The 20634-nt window shown below is 63.8% G+C and carries 20 protein-coding genes; 10 read left to right on the plus strand and 10 right to left on the minus strand.

Annotation, left to right across the window (positions count from 1 at the left end; translation table 11 throughout):
* Window positions 1-3 precede the first annotated feature (3 nt).
* On the minus strand, window positions 4-1575 hold the full coding sequence (locus tag FHR94_RS10330) for a Re/Si-specific NAD(P)(+) transhydrogenase subunit alpha (RefSeq protein ID WP_183325636.1): 1572 nt from the start codon (window positions 1573-1575) through the stop codon (window positions 4-6).
* A 358-nt stretch (window positions 1576-1933) separates the two neighbouring features.
* Between FHR94_RS10330 and FHR94_RS20065 the strand changes: the two genes are divergently transcribed.
* The gene (locus FHR94_RS20065; RefSeq protein WP_183325637.1) at window positions 1934-2140 is read left to right on the plus strand and encodes a hypothetical protein; all 207 of its coding nucleotides are present in this window, start codon (window positions 1934-1936) and stop codon (window positions 2138-2140) included.
* A gap of 46 nt (window positions 2141-2186) precedes the next feature.
* Here FHR94_RS20065 and FHR94_RS10340 read toward each other — a convergent pair whose 3' ends face one another.
* Both FHR94_RS10340 and FHR94_RS10345 read right to left on the minus strand, forming a co-directional pair.
* A complete protein-coding gene (locus FHR94_RS10340) occupies window positions 2187-2939 on the minus strand; it encodes an RraA family protein (protein WP_246389899.1) in 753 nt (250 codons plus the stop codon).
* Window positions 2929-3864, minus strand: coding sequence for a hydroxyacid dehydrogenase (locus FHR94_RS10345; protein WP_183325638.1), 936 nt, complete (start codon window positions 3862-3864; stop codon window positions 2929-2931). The genes FHR94_RS10340 and FHR94_RS10345 overlap by 11 nt, the downstream gene beginning before the upstream one ends.
* Before the next feature lie 518 nt (window positions 3865-4382).
* Here FHR94_RS10345 and FHR94_RS10350 point away from each other — a divergent pair.
* The 4 genes from FHR94_RS10350 (at window position 4383) to FHR94_RS10365 (ending at window position 8151) form a co-directional block, all read left to right on the plus strand.
* Window positions 4383-5252 carry a tripartite tricarboxylate transporter substrate binding protein gene (locus tag FHR94_RS10350; protein ID WP_221188445.1) on the plus strand — a complete coding sequence of 290 codons (870 nt, stop codon included), beginning with the start codon at window positions 4383-4385 and terminating at the stop codon, window positions 5250-5252.
* 69 nt (window positions 5253-5321) lie between these two features.
* The gene (locus FHR94_RS10355) at window positions 5322-5780 is read left to right on the plus strand and encodes a tripartite tricarboxylate transporter TctB family protein (RefSeq protein WP_183325639.1); all 459 of its coding nucleotides are present in this window, start codon (window positions 5322-5324) and stop codon (window positions 5778-5780) included.
* On the plus strand, window positions 5780-7276 hold the full coding sequence (locus FHR94_RS10360) for a tripartite tricarboxylate transporter permease (protein WP_183325640.1): 1497 nt from the start codon (window positions 5780-5782) through the stop codon (window positions 7274-7276). Before FHR94_RS10355 ends, FHR94_RS10360 begins: the two co-directional genes overlap by 1 nt.
* A 242-nt stretch (window positions 7277-7518) precedes the next feature.
* Window positions 7519-8151 carry a GntR family transcriptional regulator gene (locus FHR94_RS10365; protein WP_183325641.1) on the plus strand — a complete coding sequence of 211 codons (633 nt, stop codon included), beginning with the start codon at window positions 7519-7521 and terminating at the stop codon, window positions 8149-8151.
* Between the two features lie 136 nt (window positions 8152-8287).
* Here FHR94_RS10365 and htpG read toward each other — a convergent pair whose 3' ends face one another.
* Entirely contained in the window at window positions 8288-10192 is a 1905-nt protein-coding gene (gene htpG, locus FHR94_RS10370; RefSeq protein WP_183325642.1) for a molecular chaperone HtpG, read from the minus strand.
* A gap of 172 nt (window positions 10193-10364) precedes the next feature.
* On the minus strand, window positions 10365-10697 hold the full coding sequence (locus FHR94_RS10375) for a YkvA family protein (protein WP_183325643.1): 333 nt from the start codon (window positions 10695-10697) through the stop codon (window positions 10365-10367).
* A gap of 169 nt (window positions 10698-10866) precedes the next feature.
* On the opposite strand from FHR94_RS10375, the gene FHR94_RS10380 reads away from it, so the two are divergent.
* Window positions 10867-12828: a transglycosylase SLT domain-containing protein gene (locus tag FHR94_RS10380; protein ID WP_183325644.1), complete on the plus strand. Its 1962-nt coding sequence runs from the start codon at window positions 10867-10869 to the stop codon at window positions 12826-12828.
* 159 nt (window positions 12829-12987) lie between these two features.
* On the opposite strand, the gene FHR94_RS10385 is transcribed toward FHR94_RS10380, so the two are convergent.
* The gene (locus FHR94_RS10385; RefSeq protein WP_183325645.1) at window positions 12988-13632 is read right to left on the minus strand and encodes a LysE family translocator; all 645 of its coding nucleotides are present in this window, start codon (window positions 13630-13632) and stop codon (window positions 12988-12990) included.
* Between the two features lie 63 nt (window positions 13633-13695).
* Complete coding sequence (locus tag FHR94_RS10390; RefSeq protein ID WP_183325646.1) at window positions 13696-14121, minus strand: NINE protein; 426 nt, start codon at window positions 14119-14121, stop codon at window positions 13696-13698.
* 313 nt (window positions 14122-14434) lie between these two features.
* On the opposite strand from FHR94_RS10390, the gene FHR94_RS10395 reads away from it, so the two are divergent.
* A complete protein-coding gene (locus FHR94_RS10395; protein WP_183325647.1) occupies window positions 14435-14641 on the plus strand; it encodes a cold-shock protein in 207 nt (68 codons plus the stop codon).
* 111 nt (window positions 14642-14752) lie between these two features.
* Here FHR94_RS10395 and FHR94_RS10400 read toward each other — a convergent pair whose 3' ends face one another.
* Complete coding sequence (locus FHR94_RS10400; RefSeq protein ID WP_183325648.1) at window positions 14753-15589, minus strand: hypothetical protein; 837 nt, start codon at window positions 15587-15589, stop codon at window positions 14753-14755.
* Between the two features lie 210 nt (window positions 15590-15799).
* Here FHR94_RS10400 and FHR94_RS10405 point away from each other — a divergent pair, with 210 nt between their 5' ends.
* Window positions 15800-16999, plus strand: a complete 1200-nt coding sequence (locus tag FHR94_RS10405) for an RNA-guided endonuclease InsQ/TnpB family protein (protein ID WP_183325649.1) — start codon at window positions 15800-15802, stop codon at window positions 16997-16999.
* 12 nt (window positions 17000-17011) lie between these two features.
* Here the strand turns inward: FHR94_RS10405 and FHR94_RS10410 are convergent, their stop codons facing one another.
* Both FHR94_RS10410 and yegS read right to left on the minus strand, forming a co-directional pair.
* Entirely contained in the window at window positions 17012-17440 is a 429-nt protein-coding gene (locus FHR94_RS10410) for a VOC family protein (RefSeq protein ID WP_183325650.1), read from the minus strand.
* Window positions 17441-17516: 76 nt separating this feature from the next.
* Window positions 17517-18443, minus strand: coding sequence for a lipid kinase YegS (gene yegS / locus FHR94_RS10415; protein ID WP_183325651.1), 927 nt, complete (start codon window positions 18441-18443; stop codon window positions 17517-17519).
* Between the two features lie 136 nt (window positions 18444-18579).
* Between yegS and FHR94_RS10420 the strand changes: the two genes are divergently transcribed.
* On the plus strand, window positions 18580-20178 hold the full coding sequence (locus FHR94_RS10420; protein WP_221188446.1) for a cation:proton antiporter family protein: 1599 nt from the start codon (window positions 18580-18582) through the stop codon (window positions 20176-20178).
* A 103-nt stretch (window positions 20179-20281) separates the two neighbouring features.
* Window positions 20282-20569, plus strand: a complete 288-nt coding sequence (locus FHR94_RS10425) for a hypothetical protein (protein WP_183325652.1) — start codon at window positions 20282-20284, stop codon at window positions 20567-20569.
* The last annotated feature ends 65 nt before the right edge of the window (window positions 20570-20634 follow it).

The raw sequence follows: 20634 nt of genomic DNA on the forward strand, positions 1-20634 counted from the left end.
CGCTCAGGATTTCTGGAACATGGCGAGCATCCGGCGCGTGACCTGGAAGCCCCCCACGATGTTGATGGACGCGATCAATACCGAGATCGCTGACAGCAGCCCCACCAGCACGCTGCCCGAGCCGATCTGCAGGATCGCCCCGAGGATGATGATGCTGGAGATGGCGTTGGTCACCGCCATCAACGGGGTGTGCAAGGAGTGGCTCACTCCCCAGATCACCTGGAAGCCCACGAAGCAGGCCAGCACGAAGACGATGAAGTGCTGCATGAAGGAAACCGGGGCCACCTGGCCAAGCAGCAGCATCAGCGCACCGCCGATGCCCAGCATGGTGACCTGGCGCTTGGTCTGAGCGACGAAGGCGGCATGCTCGGCGGCCTTCTTCTCCTCCGGCGTGGGCTCCTTCTCCTTCGGCTTGGGCTTGGCCGCGGCGATGGCCTTCACCTTGGGCGGGGGCGGCGGGAAGGTGACCTCCCCCTGATGCGTCACCGTGGCGCCACGGATGACGTCGTCCTCCATGTCATGCACGACCTGGCCGTCCTTCTCCGGCGTGAGATCGGTGAGCATGTGGCGGACGTTGGTGGCGTAGAGCAGCGAGGACTGGGTCGCCATGCGCGACGGGAAGTCCGTGTAGCCGACCACGACCACGCCGTTGTCGGTGACCACCCGCTCGTCGGGCACGGTCAGGTCGCAGTTGCCGCCCTTCTCGGCCGCCAGGTCGACGATCACCGAGCCGGGCTTCATGGCCTTGACCATGTCCTCGAGCCACAGCTTGGGCGCCGGTCGACCCGGAATCAGGGCGGTGGTGATGACGATATCCACCTCGGGGGCCTGCTCACGGAAGCACTCGAGCTGCTTCTCGCGGAACTCGGGGCTCGACGGCGCCGCGTAACCGCCGCTCTCCGAACCGTCCTGAGTGTCCTCGAACTCGAGGAACAAAAACTCGGCGCCCATGGACTCGATCTGCTCGGCCACCTCGGGACGCACATCGAAGGCGCGCACCACAGCCCCCAGGCTGGTCGCGGTACCAATGGCGGAGAGCCCCGCCACGCCGGCGCCGACCACCAGCACCTTGGCCGGGGGGACCTTGCCCGCGGCTGTCACCTGACCGGTGAAGAAGCGGCCGAAATTGTTGCCGGCCTCGATCACCGCCCGGTAACCGGCAATGTTAGCCATGGAAGAGAGCGCGTCCATCTTCTGGGCGCGGGAGATGCGCGGCACCATGTCCATGGCGATGACCGTGGCGCCTTGCTCTTTGCAACGCTCGAGCAGTGCCTCGTTCTGGGCGGGCCAGAAGAAGCTGATCAGCGTCTGTCCTTTATGCAGGTAGCCGGTCTCTTCCTCGCTCGGCTCGCGAACCTTGATGACGATGTCGGCCGTGTTCCACAAGGCCTCGGCGTCCTCGACGACGGTGACGCCCGCCTGTTCATAGGCCTGGTCGGAAAATCCCGCCGCCTCGCCGGCGCCGCGCTCGACCAGGCATTCATGGCCGAGTTTCTGGATGTGTCCGGCGCTCTCCGGGGTCAGCGCGACACGCGCTTCCCCTGGGTGCCGTTCCCTTGGTGCTCCTATCTTCACAATGGATCCCCCATGTGGCCAACGTTTTGTTACGATTGCTTGTCAGGGTGTGGTTTTTGTTATTCCTACCAGTGTTACCTTTTGCGGGTCCTTGGCACAAGGCCTGACCCGAAGTTTTTTGTTGCAGCGCAGCAATCGGCAAGATCCTGAATCCCCTAGAGGAATGCGGGCAAACCGCCGCATGACGCCGTCCTGAATCGTGCCGTCGCTGGCTGACAAGGGTATGATGACCGACACGACGACGCCACCCGAAGGTGGCATCGATCGTAAGACACATGCTCGGGTAGCACCACGCAGGACAGTCAGGCGATGGGTCACCTTGAACTCCTGAACATCTCACCCAAGGCCGCTTGACGCCTTGACCAGGCCTCCCTTGGCCTTGGCGGTCTCCTCCCGGGCCCTCTTTTACTCCCTCGAACTCGCCACGGTCGCGCTCGCCCCTGGCCACGTCGACGAAGGTCTTGCCGTCGAACTCGACGAGGTGGCTCATCAGCCATTCATCAATCCGGTCGGAGAACAGCAGTACCCGATGCCCTTCGACGTAGCAGTGGGCAGCGGAGACTGAGCCAAGCAGGAGTGACGCCGCAGGGTCGCCCATCAAGCGATCATCACTAGGGTTCGAAACTACAATTTTTCTGGGTCAGCACCAGATCAACCCAGCTGCGATCGCTTTTTCCCGCACGGATCTGCCCTAACTCCTCTAGTTCGGCACGCTGCTTGGCATGCGCTGCCCTTAGGACCTCCTCCGCCTGGGCCCGGGGAACACAGAGCACACCATCCTCATCGCCGATGACCAGGTCACCGGGCATCACCACCATCCCATCAATGGAAACCGGTACGTTGATCTCCCCTGGGCCATCCTTGTAGGGCCCCCGATGGGTGACACCGGCGGCATAGACCGGGAGGCCGAGTTGACGAATCTCGTCCAGGTCACGAATGGCACCATTAATGACGATGCCTGCCAGGCCGAGCGCTGCCGCATGGTGGGCCATCAACTCTCCCATCATCGCGTTGGTCAGATCCCCGCCCGCATCCACGACGACGACATCACCAGGAACGGCCATGTCCAGCGCCTTGTGGAACATAAGGTTGTCGCCCGGACGGGTCTTGACCGTCAGCGCCGCTCCCGACAGTCGCCTCCCCCCGCCATGATAGGGGCGAAGCCTGGTCCCGGCCGACGTCATCCGAAACATCGAGTCGCTGACATTGGCGACCGGGACGTCATCAAAGGCTTTTGCCAGTTCGGGGGCAATAGCCACCGCACGTTTCAGTACACGAAATCCTATGCTCATCGCTTCATCACCTTTGCTGGTTGGCGCCTGGGCGCATGCTTCGTCGGCGGCAAGGCCCATGTCACTCGACATCGAGTACCGCCATAACCTTGCTGGCGACTTCGAGCCCTGTTCTTCGAAGCCCCTCACGAGTCGAACCACCGATATGCGGGGTGGCGATGAACCCTGACTGTTGGAGGAGGGGAAGATCGGGGGAAGGCGGCTCCTGCTCGAAGACATCGGAAGCCGCACCGCCGAGGTGTCCGCTCGCCAACGCCTCAGCAAGGGCCGATTCACTGACCACGCCTCCCCTTGCGCAGTTGATGAGGAAGGCGCCCTCGGGAAGCGCTGCCAGCTCTTCGCTGCCGATCATGCCGCGAGTGGCATCGTTGAGACCGACATGCAGGAACAAGAGTCGGCTCGACGCGAGAAGCTCATCAAGGGAACTGGCACGGCCTATTCCCTCGGGCCAGGCATCCTCGGGAATGCCGGGATCATAGGCGGTTACCGAAACCCCGAAGCCTCCTTCAAGCCGCTTGGCGACAGCCCTTCCGATCGCGCCGAGCCCGATGATACCGGCCGGTAACTCACTGACTTCCCACCCCACCCGCTGTGGCCCTGTCAGGGGCGTGCCACGCTGCAGGGCCAGGGTGTGCCCCATCAGGTTGCGCGACAGCGACAGTGCCATGGCAAGTGCCAGATCGGCGACAGACGCCGCATTGACCCCCGGAGTGGACACCACCTCAACCCCCTTCCGCCTTGCTGCCTCTACGTCGATGGTGTCGGTTCCCGCACCGTGCTTGCCGATCACCTTCAGCTTCGACGCCTTGGCGATGTCGGCAGCACTCACTGGATGGCTGCGGACGATGATGGCATCGGCCCTGTCATGCCAGTGCTCGACATCCTTCTCTTCCCAAGTGACCACCTGCACCTTGGCGCGAAGGCATTCGATGGCCTCTTCGTGGATGGGCTCCAGCACATGGACGGTGAACCGCCCTGCACCATCGGGTTTGGTCATTTCACTTACCTCCTGTCTTCGTACGAGAGGAAGGCCTGGACTAAGACATGTCACTGCCGGCCACCCCTCGAGCATCACGAGTTGCTCACCATCACTCCGACCCGAACCGCTGCACTGGAAACCAGCGTGTAATGCGCGTGGACCCAGACCGCCAAGCGGTCACAATGTGATCAATTTAAGTACAAGAAAAGTACATTGTAGGCGTAGAGCAGGCAAGAAGTTTTTTTCCATCAATTCGAAATAATGGGTTATACCAAAGAATAACAATATGTAATTTGTTGATTTTTAATGATAAAAAATCAACAATTCAAAAAGGACATGGATGCCTTGGGATTTACCCTTGACGCAAACATGCTCCAGACTCAGTGTTCTCTGTATCCAGAAACTGGATACTCCATCACCACGAAGGAAGAGTTCCAATGAAAGCAAAAATGCCGATCACCCTACTTGCCGCGGGTCTGCTGGGAGCCACTGGCATGAGCAGCGCCTGGGCCGACTATCCTGAGCGCCCGGTCACCATGATCGTCGCCTATAGCGCCGGTGGCGGAACGGATGTGGCCGCTCGCACCCTGGCTCCCTACATCGAGGAACATCTCGGGCAATCCATTACCGTGCTCAACAAGCCGGGAGCCGGCGGGGAGATAGGCTTCACCGCGCTGGCCCAAGCGGAGCCGGATGGCTATACCTTCGGCTTCATCAATATCCCCAACCTGCTGGCGATCCCGATTCAGCGTGATGCCCGCTACGCCATGGACGACATCGATCCGGTCGCTCAGATCGTCTACGATGCCGGTGCGTTGAGTGTTCGCTCGGACAGCGAGATCGACTCCCTCGAGGAGCTGGTCGCGGAGGCGAAGGAAAATCCCGGGGCCGTCACCTACGGCACCACCGGCATCGGCTCCGACGATCATCTGGCTGTTCTCTCCTTCGAGCGCAAGGCCGGCATCAAGCTGCGCCATATCCCCTTCCCTGGCGCGGCCGACCTGCGTGCCGCCACCCTGGGGGGGCACATCACCATGGCGAGCATGAACATGAGCGAGTCCGTCGATGACATGGAAGCCGGAAACCTGCGCATCCTGGGTCAGATGGCGAAGGAGCGCTGGGAAAACGCCTCTGAGGTCCCGACCTTCCAGGAGCAGGGCTATGACGTCGTCATGGGATCGCATCGCGGTATCGGCGTCCCGGCCGGCCTGTCGGAAGAGGTGTTCGCCACACTGAGCAGTGCAGTAGAGAAGGCCGTGGCTGACCCCGAGTTCCAGGAAAAGTCCCTGCAGCAGGGCCTGCCTATCGCCTATCAGGGACCGGCCGAGTTCGAAGCACAGCTGGAAGTACTGAACGAGGAACTCATGCAACTCTGGAACGATGAGCCCTGGGCGCAAACCAACTGAGTCTAAAAACAGGAGCATGCCGGCATAGCCGGCATGCTCCCATCCCTGCCTCGACACCTGGAAGCTATTATGCCAAGGCCCTTGATTGAACTGGTCTGTGCGCTGCTCGTGGGCGGACTGTGTATTGCGGGATTCGTGGAAGCGACGAACTATACGGGCCCTTCGGGATATCTACCCAAGGCCGTCACGGTCTTTGCGTTACTACTGTCGTTGATCTGGGCGCTCCAGAGTGCCTTGTCGCTGCAAAAGAGGAAGAAAGAGGCCAGCCAAGAGCCGATGAGCCTGGCAAGAACAGCCCTGTTCATGGGTTCCTCCCTTGCCTATGTTGTAGCGATTCCCTTCATCGGCTATTTCACTGCCACGCTAGTGTTCATACCGGCAGTTGCGAGTACCTTGGGATACCGTAAGCTTCGTATCCTACTGGGAGCGCCCCTCGTCTTCGTGATCGCCCTCTACATCCTGTTCAGCCTCGTTCTTCAGGTCCAGTTACCTGAGGAACTGCTGCTCCAACTCGTGGGTATCCGCTAATGGACATACTCAATCACATCATGGCGGCACTCCCGCTGATATTTTCCCTGGAAGTGATCATCGCCATGATCCTCGGCACTGCCGTGGGCATCACGGTAGGGGCACTGCCGGGCCTGTCGGCGACGATGGGGATTGCCGTGCTGATTCCCCTGACGTTTACCATGGAACCCCTGGTGGCCCTTGGCATGGTCGCGGGTATCTACAATGGAGCCATGTATGGCGGTTCCATCCCGGCCATTCTCCTGCGCATTCCCGGCACACCGGCAGGTATCGCCACCGTTTTTGATGGTTATCCCATGGCGCAGAAGGGCCAGGCCCCGCTGGCACTGAAGGTATCGCTGGCCTCTTCCGCCATCGGTAGTGCCGTCAGCGCCGTTGCCCTTCTGCTGCTAGCGCCTCCCTTGGCGGCCATCGCCCTGAAGTTTGGTCCGGCCGACTATTTCTGGCTGGCGCTGTTCGGCATGACGACGATTGCTGTTCTGCTGAGCAACAACCCCGCGAAAGGACTGCTCAGCACCTGCCTGGGACTGGTGGTCGGCATGGTCGGTATCGATGCCATGACCGGTGCGGAGCGATTCACTTTCGGCAGCATGGACCTGCTGAGCGGCATCAATATCATCGTTCTGCTCACCGGCCTTTTTGCCATCCCGCCGGCCATCGATCTGGCGGTGAAGCGCCTTTCCGAGCAGAAGGAAGCCCCGATTGACAAGAAAGAGGATCGTATTCGCTGGAAACCTTTCATCCCGGTCTGGATCAAGTCTTCCATCATGGGTGTTGTCATCGGCATCATTCCGGCTCTGGGTGGGAACGTCGCAGCCGTGCTGGCCTGGAACGAACAGCGCCGATCCGATCCCGACAATGACCAGTACGGCAAAGGCGAGCCCAAGGGCGTCGCTGCCCCGGAATGCGCAAATAATGCCGATACCGCGGCAACACTGATCCCCGCTCTGACGCTCGGTATACCGGGCAGTGCCGTGGCCGCCGTCATCCTCGGCGCCCTGCTCGTGCACGGCCTGCGTCCCGGTCCTCAGCTGTTCCGGGATGATCCGGAAATCGTCTTCGGCTTCATGCTGACCATGTTCGTCACCGCGATCCTGATGTTCGTGATCGGCCGTTTCGGCGCACGTGCCTTCGTCCACGTGCTCAAGGCACCGACCACGCTTCTGGCTCCGATGATCATCTGCCTGGCGGTCGTGGGTATCTACTCGATCCACAACAGCATGTTCGAGGTCTGGCTGATGCTCTTCTTCGGCCTGCTCGGCTATGGCATGGAGCGTCTCGACATACCGACCGCGCCCGCCGTGCTGGCTGTCATCCTTGGCCCCATGGCGGAAGAATCGCTGCGTCGGGCCCTGCTGATCTCCGGAGGCTCCTTCGACTACTTGGTGAAGAGCTGGATCTCGTGGATCATCATCGCCATGATTGCCATGACCCTGATCGTCCCCTTGTGGAAACGTCTGCGCAGGTTACAGCCTTCTCGCGGGGATCAGGAATAAGGCCATGAGGTCTGCCGGCATCAGCACGCTTCCCGTCACTGACGCCGGCAGTACGCAGACCACCCCCGGTCGAGAGGATCGCCCCCTGGCTCTGCGCAGAGGCGGACTCTCTCGGACCGGGGTGCTCGTTGCAGCCATGTCGGTTATCATTGTATTGAGGTGAGTTTCCACTCGCCCCTTCCTCGGCTCTTTCTCACCCTCTCCACAACGGCTCTCGTACGGCCCATGCTTCGAGTCCTGCAATGAAAATCGGCGAACGTGTCTATCAAACGCTGCGGCGTCGGCTCATGGTGAACCACTACGAGCCAGGAGCTCACCTACGCGAAGAGGTAGTAGCAGAGGAACTCGGCGTCAGTCGAACTCCCGTCAGGAATGCCTTCCATCGACTGATTTCGGAGGGGCTCCTGAGCCAGGAAAAGAGCCGCGGGGCAACTGTCACGGGATGGAGCAAATCGGACACCGAGGACATCTTCAAGCTCCGCATCCTGCTCGAAGGGCACGCTGCCACCCTTGCAGCACAACATATTACCCCTGAGCAGCTCGACAACCTCATCATGGAAAATGACAGCATGCGGGAAGCCATCGCCGGCAAAAGCAGCGACCGAATAGAACGCATTGCTCAGGCAAACAAACGCTTCCATGAAGGGCTGTTCGATGCCTCGGGACAGGGATACCTGCGCATGTTTGCTCGGACACTTCTGCATCTTCCCATGGTCAGTGGCTTTTTCATCTATAGTCGTGATGAGATGGAAGAGAGCGTCCGGCAGCATCAGGAAATCATTACAGCATTGCAGGCTGGCAACGAAGATTGGGCGAAAGCTGCCATGACGTGCCACCTCAATGGCGCATTGGAGCGGTTTCGCCGGTCCCGTTGAACAGGATCGGTACACACCATCCGTCGAGTCCAGACCACCGGATGCCATCCGTACCGTGACTGAAGTGCATCGGCACGGCACCGGACACGACGACGCCACCCGAAGGTGGCGTCGATAAGCGGAGCCGCGGGCGAGGTCAGGCGCTCAACAGGGCGTTGAGCCGCTTGACGTAGGCGGCCGGGTCGTCGAGGTGGCCGCCCTCGGCGATGATCGCCTGGTCGAGGAGGATCCGCGCCAGGTCGGCGAAGCCGTCGTCCTCGGCCGCTTCCAGGCGCGCCACCAACGCATGCTCGGGGTTGAGCTCGAGGATCGGCTTGACCTCCGGCAGCTTCTGGCCGGCGGCCTCCATGATGCGGCGCATCTGGAAGCCCATCTCATGCTCGGGCAGTACCACGCAGGCCGGCGAGTCGGTCAGGCGATGGGTGACCTTGACCTCCTGTACCTCGGCGCCAAGGGCCGCCTTGACGCGCTTGACCAGGTCTTGCTTGGCCTTGGCGGTCTCCTCCTGGGCCTTCTTCTCCTCCTCGCCCTCGATCTCGCCGAGGTCGAGTTCGCCCTTGGCCACGTCGACGAAGGCCTTGCCGTCGAACTCGGTGAGGTGGCTCATCAGCCATTCGTCGATGCGGTCGGAAAGCAGCAGCACCTCGATGCCTTTCTTGCGGAAGATTTCCAGGTGCGGGCTTGACTTCGCCGCATTGAAGCCATCGGCGACGATGTAGTAGATCTTCTCCTGTCCTTCCTTCATGCGCCCGACATAGTCGGCCAGGGACTGGTCCTGGGTGGCGGTGTCGGTGTGGGTGGTGGCGAAGCGCAGCAGCCCGGCGATCTTGTCGCGGTTGGCGAAATCCTCCGCCGGGCCTTCCTTGAGCACGCTGCCGAAGGTGTTCCAGAAGGTCTGGTAGGCCTCGGGGTCCTTGGTCAGCTTCTGGAGCATGTCCAGGGCCCGCTTGGTCAGCGCCGACTTGATCTTCTCGACCTTGGGATCCTGCTGCAGCAACTCGCGGGAGACGTTGAGCGACAGGTCGCGGGTGTCCAGCACGCCCTTGATGAAGCGCAGGTAGAGCGGCAGGAACTGCTCAGCATCGTCCATGATGAACACGCGCTGCACGTAGAGCTTCACGCCGCGGGCGCCGTCGCGCTCATAGAGATCGAACGGCGCCCGGCTCGGCACGTAGAGCAGGCTGGTGTATTCCAGTTTGCCCTCCACCTTGTTGTGGCTCCAGGTCAGCGGATCGGAAAAGTCGTGGGCCACGTGCTTGTAGAAGGCCTTGTACTCCTCGTCGGTGAGCTCGCTCTTGGGCCGTACCCACAGCGCCGTGGCTTCGTTGACGGTCTCCCAGGTCGTGGTCTCGCTGCCCTCGATCTCGTTACCGTCCTCGTCGCGGGCCTTCTCGACCCTGGGCATGCGCACCGGCACCTCGATGTGGTCGGAGTACTTGCGCACCAGGCTCTTCAGGCGGAAGTCATCGGCAAACTCCCGAGCATCCTCCTTGAGGTGCAGGACGATCTCGGTGCCGTGGACCTCGCGCTCGATATCGGCCACGCTGAACTCGCCCTCGCCCTTCGAGCGCCACTCGACGCCTCGACCGGCCTCGTCACCGGCCCGGCGGGTGCGCACGGTGATCTCATCGGCGACGATGAAGCCAGAGTAGAAGCCGACCCCGAACTGACCGATCAGCTTGGCATCCTTCTGCTGCTCGCCGGAGAGCTGCTTGAGGAACTCGGCGGTGCCGCTCTTGGCGATGGTCCCGAGATTGGCGATAACATCGTCGCGATTCATGCCGATGCCGTTGTCCCGGATGGTGACCGTCCCGGCATCATGGTCATGCTCGATCTCGATGCGCAGCTCGCTGTCACCCTCGTAGAGGGCGTCGTTGTCCAGTGCCGCATAACGCAGCTTGTCGCAGGCATCGGCGCCGTTCGAGATCATCTCGCGCAGGAAGATCTCCCTGTTGGAATACAGGGAGTGGATCATCAGGTGCAGCAGCTGCTTGACCTCGGTCTGGAAGCCGAGGGTTTCCTCATGGGTGGCAGTGGTCATCTGTCTCGGACCCCTTGTCGACGGTTCGGCGGTGGCATGGCCACCAGGTTCATGGCTTTCGTCGATATGGGGACCACGACACGCTTTTCAAGCGTCACGGCCACCGGGATCGTCGAACCCGCCCTGGCACCGCACGGCGAGCACCGGCCGACGCCCCTCTGCCGCGCTGCGCTCAGCGGGGAGCAACCCCGTCCTGGCGCGCCCGCCAGGCCCGGTAGTCCGCCAGACTGCTGTCGACCCGGGTCAACAGCCAGCCGACCACGACCACGTCATCGGCAAGCCCCAGCAACAGCAGCATGTCGGGAATCAGGTCCAGCGGCGACACCAGGTAGGCCAGCGCCGCCAGCATCCACAGGAAAGCCGGCCAAGGCACCGGCCGATACCGACCGCGCAGTACATCGAGGGTCATGGGGCCGAACAGGCGCAGGGAGCGCCCTATCCGGGCCAGCACCCGGGAATGGTTTCGCAACCGCTGGATCAGGGTCCAGCCACCGAGTCTAATCATCTCGCGCTCCTTGCCGGCAAGCGGGAATACCGCTAAACGATAAGGTATCCTTGTCGGTTCGCCTACCCGTGCGGCGCATCGCCCCGGGATGACACGACGCAAGCGCCTCGCCATGGGCGACCATGGTGGCGACCGCCCTGCTGCCACAATTCCCACGAGAGGCTTTACGATGCCGGCTCACTCCTTCTTCGCCCGCCTCCGCCCCCTGATGGGCGCCGCCCTGCTCAGCCTGCCCCTGCTCGGTGTGCCGCTGGTCGGCCAGGCCGACGACCGCGCCATGCAGGCGGCCCTCCAGGCAGCGCGTCAGCAACAGTGGCATGCCATCGACCCGGCGGCCATCGAGGAGCATGTCCTGGCAGGCTACGTGGCGTACCACCGGCTGCGGGCCCGCCTGCCCCAGGCTGGCCCCGAGGAGGTCCTCGGCTTCATCGAGCGCCATGCCGACTCGCCGCTGGCTGAATGGATGCGCGCTCAGGCCATCGAGGCCTACGGCGAGGCGGGACGCTACCGGAGCCTGCTGGCGGTGGCCGACGGCGAGCCCTCGGGCACCGAGCGCCAGTGTCATTACTATACTGCCTTGCTGGACACGGCGTCCGCCACGGCGGCCAGCGGAGGGCGCGCGCTGTGGGCCGTCGGCCACTCCCAGCCGAAGGCCTGCGACCCGCTCTTCGATACCCTGCGGGCCCGCGGCGAGATCGGTCCCGCTGAGGTGTGGGAGCGCCTGACGCTGGCCTGGCGGGAGGGGCGGCCCGGCATGACGGCCTACCTCGGCCGCCAGCTGAGCGACGACTGGGCGTTCGCCCGTGCCGCCCTGGATCGGCTGCAGGACGACTTCGCGGCGATCACCACCCTGCCGGCCTGTCTGGGCCCCGACTGCCAGGCCAGCGACGCGCTGTTCGCCGCCGCCATGCACGGTTTCACCCGCGCCGACAGCGAGACGGCGCTCGAGGCCTGGCGACAGGTCGCACCACGACTCTCGCTGGAGGCCGACCGGTTACGGGCCATCGAACATGACCTGGTCTTCTACTCGCTGGTCCGAAACGTCGATCGCAACCTCGCCTGGGTCGATGCCACCCTGCCCCGCCTCGCCGGCCCCGATTTGCTGGAGCTGCGCACCCGGGTCGCCCTGGCCGATCGCGACTGGGCCGGGGTTCTGGCCTGGATCGAGCGCATGCCCGCGTCGATGCGCGATGAAGCCCGCTGGCAGTACTGGTGGGCCCGGGCCAGCGAGCAGCGCGGCGATCAGGCCGCTGCCGATACCGCCTATGCCCGGGCCGCCGGCGAGCGCAGCTTCTTCGGCTTCGCCGCCGCCGACCGGCTGGGACGTCCCTACGCCCTCAACCTGGAGCGCCCAGTCATCGATGCCGCCCTGCAGCGCGAGGTCACCCAATGGCCGGTGGTACAACGTACCAAGGCGCTGCTGCGCCTCGGCGAGCCGGGCCTGGCCAACAGCGAGTGGCTGGCCGCGGCGGCGCGGGTCGGCCCCGACGAGGCCCGGGCCATGGCCGACTATGCGGCGCGACAGGGCTGGCAGGCTCGGCTGGTACAGACCACCATCGCCGCCAAGCTGTGGGATGCACTGGCCTGGCGGTTCCCCGAGGCCCATCGCGAGGCCTTCCGGCGCTGGGGTGGGGCCACGGAGGTCGACCCCTACCTGCTGATGGGCATCGCCCGTCGCGAGAGCGCCTACAACCCGGTGGCCCTCTCCCCGGCCGGCGCCCGAGGCCTGATGCAGCTAATGCCCGCCACGGCCGCTCAGGTCGCCCGCCGGCTCGGCCTCGCCGACCCGGGACCCTATGGCGTGCTCGACCCCGATCTCAACATCCGCCTGGGCAGCACCTATATCGGCGAGATGCTGGACCGCTACCGGGGCAATCGCCTGGCCGCCGCCGCCGCCTACAACGCCGGTCCCGGCCGGGTCGACCGCTGGCTGGCCGACGGTCCCGAGGCCTTCGATCTCTTCGTCGAGGCGATCCCCTTCCGCGAGACACGCCAGTATGTCCAGGCGGTGCTGAGCTACCGGGTGATCTTCGAGAGCCTGGCCAGGGACGACGAGCGCCACGGCGTCTCGCTGCTGACCCCGGCGGAGCAGAACATGCGCTACGATGACTCGCTACTGGCCCGCAACTGACATCGTTACGGGTACGGGCTACGGGCTACGGGCTACGGGCTACGGGCTACGGGCTACGGGCTACGGGCTACGGGCTACGGGCTACGGGCTACGGGCTACGGGCTACGAGGTAGCAGCATATCGCTCGCAACTCGTGGCTCGCAGCCCGTGGCTTATGGCTCAGGCTGGCGGTCGGGTCAGGGCCAGCTTGAGCCCGAAACCGACCAGCACGCCCCCGGTGATGCCGTTGAGCCAACGGGCGAAAAGCGGGCTACCCAGCCAGCGCCCGGCACTCCCCACCAGCGCCGCGATGGCGATCTGCCAGGCATTGGCGATCACGAAATGCACGCCGGCGAGGAACAGCGACTTGACCAGAGCCGGGTCCTCCGGGGCGATGAACTGGGGCAGGAACGCCATATAAAACACCACCGTCTTGGGGTTAAGCACGTTGGAGAGCAGCCCCTCGCGAAACGGCCGCCACCACGGCACCGCCTGATGTTCCCCGACAACGGCCGCTACCGGCAGGCCCCGGCCACGCCGAGCGGCCAGCAGGCTGGCCACGCCCAGCCAGATCAGGTAGGCCGCACCGGCCAGCTTCAGCATGCCGAAGGCCCAGGCCGACTGCAGCAGGATCAGCGAGATGCCCAGGGCCGATATCGCGGCATGCACGAAGAGGCCACAGCAGATCGCCAGGCTGGTCACCACCCCATCGTACAACCCGCCACGGGCGGTATTGCGAATCACCAGCAGGGTGTCCACCCCAGGGCTCATGCTGAGCAGCGTGATGGCCACCAGGAAGGGCAGGAACTGGGCGTCGATGAGCATCGGGAGCCTTCAGCGGTAGGTGAACAGAAATAGCCTTCAGCGGTGGGTGGACATGAATGGACCTCAGCCATTGGAGAGATCACGCTGCGAGTGTTTCATGGAGATCTGGTCGTTGAGGGTCCAGAAGTCGTAGAGCACACCCAGCAGGAAGAGACCGCCGGTCAGCAGGTAGAGCAGGCCGGTCAGCCATTTACCCAGATAGAAACGGTGGATGCCGAACACTCCCAAGAAGGTCAGCAGCAGCCAGGCCAGCGAATAGTTGACCGGGCCAGGCGTGAAGCGCAGGTCGGCCTGGCGATCCATGGCCGGGATCAGGAAAAGATCAATCAGCCAACCGATCCCCAAAAGGCCCAGGGTGAAGAACCAGATAGTGCCGGTAACCGGCTTGCCGTAGTAGAAGCGGTGGGCGCCGAGGAAGCCGAACAGCCACAGCAGGTAGCCGATCGCCTTGCTGTGGGTGTCATTCGAAGCGAGTTGCGTATGGGTCATGGGGGCTCTCGTCATGGGACCTAGATCGGGAAATGTCGGGCCGCGAGGCGCTGGACGCCTGTCGGCTTTCCAACTACAGTGAGCAGGCGGGCGGAAGCACCAGTCTCCCTGCGGCACACGGTTGACGCAACCCTGGCGCTGATGCACTATCCGCTGCGTTGGTCAGCAAGTAGAAAGTCGTCAGTTGTACTTCGATTCCCTCGATACACCCGGTGCGCACTTCTTCCTTGTCTTGCCCACGCACTAAGGGCCAGTGGCGCGACCGATCGCTCCGGGCCCGGCATCATCATCTCGCTAGTTAAGGAAATCGATAATGGCAACTGGCACTGTCAAGTGGTTCAACGACACCAAGGGCTACGGCTTCATCTCCCCCGATGACGGCGGTGACGATCTGTTCGCCCACTTCTCCGAGATTCAGGCTGAAGGCTTCAAGTCCCTGCAGGACGGTCAAAAAGTCAGCTTCGACGTCACCCAGGGCAAGAAAGGCCTTCAGGCCTCCAATATCCGGGTCAACGACTGAGGCAGCCTGCCCGGTCGACCCGGCGCCGCAGTGCCGCTGCCAGGCTCCACTGCGGCACCGAACAGGAAGGCCCACCTTGCGGTGGGCCTTTTTCATGCCTGCCCGCAGGGCTCAGGGCGCGGATTCGCCGGATGCCGAGCTGCTACCGGAGGGCGTCGTCCCTTCATCAGGCGTCACCCTTTCAGGCTCACGGCGTTCCCCCGGCGCCTGCTGCTCGGCCTGCTGGAACTGCTCGTCGATCTTCTCGCTCGCCTCCTGGAAGCGCCGCTCGGTCTCCTCGATGATGGCATCGACCTCGGACTCGGTAATCTCATCGGTCATCGGGGAATCCGAGGCGTCGGGTGCCGGCTCGAGGGCCTGCTCGAGCTCGCTCGCCCCCTCCGGGGTAGGCATCGGCTCGAGCTCGCTCGCCCCCTCCGGGGTAGGCATCGGCTCGAGCTCGGGGGCCTGCTTCTCGGCCTGTTCGAACTGCTCGTCGATCTTCTCGCTCGCCTCCTGGAAGCGCCGCTCGGTCTCCTCGATGATGGCATCGACATCGGAGCGGGTCGTCTCGCCGGGCAGGGCCTCGCCTTCCTCCAGGGTATCGCCCGGTGACTCCTCCAGAGTCTCGCTGCCCGGCTCGAGCGCGGCGCCTTGCTGAGTGGCACCCTCCTGAGCGGCGTCCTCCTGCAGGGCATCCTCCTCGGCCATCGCCGGCGCGCTGTCCGAGGTGGCCGCCTCGCCCGCCGAGGTCGCCGGCGCCTCGTCGGGCGTCGCCGTGGCGTCGATCTCTTCCTCGGCAGAGGGACTTGTGGGTTCGGTCGGCGCCGACGGAGCGCTCTCTGCGGTCGGTGTCTCACCGGGCGACGTATCGCCGGGCGACGCCTCGCCGGCCTCGTCATCGTTGCCGCAGGCTACCAGGCCGAAGGCCAGTAGCAGGACCAGCGGCTTCCAAGGTGTCATCGCCATCGTCTCCCACTCTTTAAGAAAGACTCCATTGCAGCAAAGCCCGATCGCCATCGCAAGGCGGCGTTCGCGCGTCCGGGGCGCCTTCAGCAAAAATCCGCGTGAACCCCCGGGGGAGGTAAGCGGGAACCGCGAAGCGGTTCTTGAGGGTGATGTTGCCCTGGCGGGGACTGAGGCTATACTGGACGTATATCCACTTGTGGTGCCAGGACCATGCTCAAGGCCACGAAGGTCCGCCTCTACCCGACGACCGAGCAGGCGGCATGGCTTAACCGCCAGTTCGGCGCGACGCGGTTTGTGTACAACACCGGCCTTCGTATCATGTCCCACCGCTATCGTGTCCACGGCCAGTCGCTTAGCGCCAGGTACGATATCAAGAAGCTGTTGCCGGTGGCCAAGCGCTCTCGCCGATACGGGTGGCTTCGCGAGGCTGACTCGATGGCCCTCCAGCAGGCGTGCCTCAACCTCGATCATGCCTTTCAGCGCTTCTTCGACCCCAGCCAGAAGGCCGGCTACCCACGCTTCAAGCGCAAGCGCGGCAAGCAGTCCAGCTATCACTGCGTTGGGGTCAAGGTCGGTGATGACTGGATCAAGGTGCCCAAGCTCAGGCCGATCAATGCCAAGGTGCATCGTCAGGTCGAAGGCAGGCTGAAAAGCATCACCCTGACCCGAACGGTCACCGGCAAGCACTACGCCTCCCTGCTCCTTGATACCGAGCAGGTCGCCCCCGAGCCGATCCAGCGTGTCGAGGGCGACAAGGTGATCGGCCTCGACATGGGGCTGTCGCACCTGGCGATTGATTCCACCGGGCGCAAGATCCCCAATCCTCGCTTTCTCAAGCAAGCGCAGAAGAACCTCAAGCGCAAGCAGCAGGCGCTGTCCCGCAAGACGAAGGGCAGCGCCCGCCGAGCCAAGGCACGGTTACTCGTCGCCAAGGCTCACGAGCGGGTCGCCAATGCCCGCAACGACTTCCAGCACAAGCTCGCTCGACAGATCGTTGACGACAACCAAGTGGTGATCGTCGAGACGCTGAAGGTCCGCAACATGATGCAGAATGCCAGGCTCGCCAAGCACATCGGCGATGCGTCCTGGCACGCCTTGACCGCCAAGCTGGACTACAAGGCCAAGGAGCAGGGCAAGCATCTGATCAGGATCGACCCGTGGTTTGCCAGTTCCAGGACCTGCCATGTCTGCCAGCACAAGATGGACACCATGCCACTGAGTGCCCGGTCGTGGGACTGCCCCGCCTGCCACACACACCACGACCGGGACATCAACGCGGCGCTGAACATCAAGCATCAAGGCATAGTGAAGTTGAAGGCGGAAGGGCTGTCCGTATCTGCCCATGGAGGCTTGCGTAAATCCGGCATGTCGCCGGTGGCTGCCTGTGAAGTGGGAAGCCCCGCCCGTTAGGGCGGAGAGCAGTCACGTGGCGAACAGCTGCCCTTCGATGTCCCGGAAGGCCTTGAACTCGATGGCGTTGCCGGTGGGGTCGCGGAAGAACATGGTGGCCTGCTCGCCGGGCTCGCCACGAAAGCGCAGATAGGGCTCGATCTCGAACCGGATGCCCGCCTCGGTCAGGCGATCGACCAGCGCCTCCCAGTCATCCATTTGCAGGACCACGCCGAAGTGCGGCACGGGCACCCCATGGCCATCGACCGGATTGCGATGATCCTCGATACCCTCGCCCCCCAGCGCCGGGTTCAGGTGACAGACGAACTGATGGCCGAACAGATTGAAGTCCACCCAGGTATCGCTGGAACGCCCCTCGGGACAGCCTAGCAGCTCGCCGTAGAAACGCCGGGCCTCGGCCAGGTCACGCACCTGGACGGCGAGATGGAAGGGAGTCAACATGGCAACCTCCGCGATTCGACAGAGAAAGATCCATGATGCCGTGACGACCGACCGCTGGCCAGTCTCCGACGCGGCTTCAGTCCCCACCGCCACCACCTTCTCGCCACAGGGAGGCGAGCAGGGCACAGTCCGGCGGCACCGCCAGGCTCAAGGCACCGGGATCGATATCGACACGGAACCCGTAACGCCGGGCGGGTTCGCCGTCCAGGGTGATCGGCAGTTCCCTTTCTCCTTCGAAGGCGAGCCACGGGGTGCGGAAGGTATCGACATAGGTCCCCCGGGCGGGTCGCGACTGCAGTTCGTTGCGCATGATGCGCAGTTGGGCCAGCGAGGCGAAGTCCCGCACCAGCAGCACATCCAGCAATCCGTCGTCCATCGTGGCATGCGGCGCCAGCTGTTGACCGCCGCCCGACTGGCGGCCATTGCCCATGGCCAGCAGGAACAGGTCGGCATGCCGTTCCCCGCCCTCCCAGCGCAGCCTGCCCGGATAGAGGTTATAGCCCCAGGCCTTGAAGGCGCCGATCAGCGAGTAGGCCCCGCCCCCGAGCAGCCGTTTGAGGGTCTTGGGCGTGGAGGACGTGATCTCGGCCCCGAAACCGCCGGTGGCCATGTTAAGGAAGTGCCAGTCGTCCAGCCGCGGCACGTCCACGCGCCGCGGCGGCAGGTGCACGGCCGCTCGCAGCGACGCCTCCAGGTCCAGGGGCAGCCCCAGCGAGGTCGCCAGGTCATTGGCACTGCCCAGCGGCAGGATGCCCAGCTCAGGGCGACGCTCGGGGGGCAGGCGCATAAGGCCGTTGACCACCTCGTTGACCGTACCGTCACCGCCGCCGGCGATGATCCGTGTGACACCCTCGTGCCCGGCCTGCTCGGCCAGGCGCGCAGCATCCCCCTGCTCCCAGGTGGCCCTCACCGCAAGGGTGTCTCCCGCCTCGCGGCGGGCGAATACCGCGTCCCTGACGTCCGGCAGTTGCGCCGCCTTGCCGTTGAGGATCAGCCTGGCCATTCCCTCTCCTCATTTCCCGGTCCGGATCATGATGTCATCATCGGGTCATGACATCGCGTAAATCATGAATGCCATTCACCTTACGACTTCCTTACACTGAGTGTCCTGCCTAAGGAATGCATAACAGGGAGCTTGCATGATCGAACCGGCCTTTCTCCTTGCCGCCTTTCTCGGTGGCATGGTTGCCTTGGGACTGCGCCTCCCCCCCATGGTTGGCTTCCTGGCCGGTGGCTTCGTGCTCAATGCCTTGGGCTATGATGCGACGCCACTGCTCGAGACCCTGGCCAATATCGGGGTCACCTTGCTGCTGTTTACCATCGGCCTGAAGCTCAACGTGAGCACCTTGCTGCGTCGGGATGTCTGGGGCGGCGCCTCGCTGCACATGCTGGGTTCGACGCTGGCGATAATGGTCATGCTGGCCCTGTGCAAGTGGCTGGGCCTGGGACTGCTGGCCGGTTCGGACTGGCATACCCTGGCCCTGCTGGGCTTCGCGCTGTCCTTCTCCAGCACGGTGTTCGTGGTCAAGGTAGTCGAGAAACGCAGCGAGACCCAGACCGCCTACGGCCGCCTGGCCATCGGCGTGTTGATCATGCAGGACATCTTCGCCGTGCTCTTCCTCACCGTCTCCACCGGTAAGCTGCCCAGCCCCTGGGCCCTGGGCCTGCTGCTGCTGATTCCCCTTGCCCCGACCCTGCGCGCCCTGCTCGACCGACTCGGCCATGGCGAGATGCAGATGCTGTTCGGCATGCTGTTGGCCCTGGTGTTAGGTTACGCCCTGTTCCAGGCCCTCGGCGTCAAGGGGGACCTCGGGGCGCTGATCATCGGACTGCTGCTGGCCCCCCATCCTGCGGCCCAGACCCTTGCCCGCTCCATGTTCAGCCTCAAGGAACTGCTGCTGGTGGGCTTTTTCCTGAACATCGGGCTGATCGCCATGCCCGATGCCGAGATGTTTGCCATGGCCCTGTTGCTGGTCCTGATGCTGCCCCTCAAGAGCGTGATCTACCAGCTGGTCTTCATGCGTTTCCGCATGCGCCATCGTACCTCCGTGCTGGCGACCCTGAGTCTGACTAACTACTCGGAATTCGGCCTGATCGTGGGCGCGATCGCGGTAACCAGTGGCTGGCTGCCACCGGAGTGGCTGGTCGTCATCTCCCTGGCAGTGGCGCTAAGTTTCGCCGCCTCGGCCGTGCTCAACGGTGTCAGCGAGCGCCTTTATCGCCTGATCGAGCCGCGCCTGCCGTCCATCGATGTCAACGAGCTCTCGCCGAGTGACCGACCCATCGAGGTGGGAGATGCCGAGGCCGTGGTGCTGGGCATGGGCCGCATCGGCCGCAGCGTCTATCGACGCCTTCAGAAGGAGTACGGCCTGCGCGTACTGGGCATCGACAGCAACCCACAGAGCGTCAAGCGACTGGGCGAGAAGGGCTTCAACATCCTGGAAGGGGACGCCGTGGACTCGGATTTCTGGGACAAGCTGCTGATGTCCCACGGCGTGCGGCTGGTGGTGCTGGCCATGCCGCACCATGCCGGGAACCTCTTCGCCCTGAAGCAGCTGCGTTCACGCCAGTTCCCGGGACGCATCTCGGCCGTGGTCGAGTATCCCGAGGAGATCGGGCCGATTCGTGAGCTGGGAGCCAATGCGGTCTTCCATGTCTATGACGAGGCCGGACGGGCCCTGGCCGACAGCGCCGCAGAAGAAGCGGGCGTCATCTCACGGGCCAGCCAGCTAGGATGATACTTGCCCCGCTGTGGTCCTTCTCGCGATACTGAACCGGCCTCGCGCCGGACCTCTGGCGCCTGTGGCACTAGCCAACCTCCCTGATCCCGGACCCCGACCCATGGAAGACGCCTTCACCTATATCGGCAATACGCTGGGCGAATTCATCCGCTTCCTCGTCGATAGCCTAACCGGCTTCTTCGCCAATCTCGACGATGCCGCCCGGGGTTTTGTGACGGGGCTCGCCGATTCCCTGGGCGTCCCGCCCACGCTGCTCAACCTGCTGGTGCTGCTGATTGGTCTGGGGCTATTGTGGAAGGGCTTTGCCGCCCTGCTGCGCCGGGCCCTCATCGCCATGCTGATCTGGTGGCTGCTGGGGGTGACGGTGCTCAGCTGGCTCATCCAGTGACCCCCGCCCCTCGACACCACGGCGCCGCCCCTAGGGGCGGCGCCGTGGTGCTGGAGCGACGCCAG

It is taken from the genome of Halomonas cerina (assembly GCF_014192215.1).
In the GTDB taxonomy this organism is placed as follows: Bacteria; Pseudomonadota; Gammaproteobacteria; order Pseudomonadales; family Halomonadaceae; genus Halomonas; species Halomonas cerina.